The sequence below is a fragment of the Vibrio sp. 10N.222.49.C9 genome (assembly GCF_041474985.1).
Classification (GTDB): domain Bacteria; phylum Pseudomonadota; class Gammaproteobacteria; order Enterobacterales; family Vibrionaceae; genus Vibrio; species Vibrio crassostreae_C.
Genome location: NZ_JBFRVD010000419.1, coordinates 1 through 439 on the forward strand (window position 1 = coordinate 1; position 439 = coordinate 439).

At 40.8% G+C, this 439-nt stretch carries 1 protein-coding gene; it reads right to left on the reverse strand.

Translation table 11 applies throughout. The features are described from left to right. Positions 1-79 precede the first annotated feature (79 nt). A partial coding sequence (locus AB4585_RS23785; RefSeq protein ID WP_372171230.1) for a CIA30 family protein occupies positions 80-439 on the reverse strand: 360 nt, incomplete at its 5' end.

The following is a 439-nucleotide window of genomic DNA, read 5'->3' on the forward strand; positions in this document are numbered from 1 at the left end:
GTGGTGAGTATTATTTAATGCAAATGAACAGTTTGGATTGATAAATATAGTGCCTATTTTGTCTGTAAATGTATGAGTATCAATGGAATACCTCACTGGTTGTAAATTGCATTTTCAGGAGCTTTAGAGAGAAAGGCCCCGCTTTCTTGTCTGCAATTAAAAAGCCTATCTGTTCAATATCTTGTGCAACAAGGGTAGGCGCTCCCATTATCAGTCTACCCCTAAATACTGCTTGGAAATCGTCTAACTGAAATACCATAGTTTGCTCCGTTCCATTTGTGGTGGAAAATTCATGCTTGTAGGTAATTCGATCGCCGTTTTTCCATGTTGAGAGTCGGAGTTGATAGGTTCGTCCGTCACCAATGAAGGAGAGTTCTACTTGAGGTTTATTCGCCGATAATGGCGCTATAGAGCGGTTGATTGAGCTGAAACCGCCATT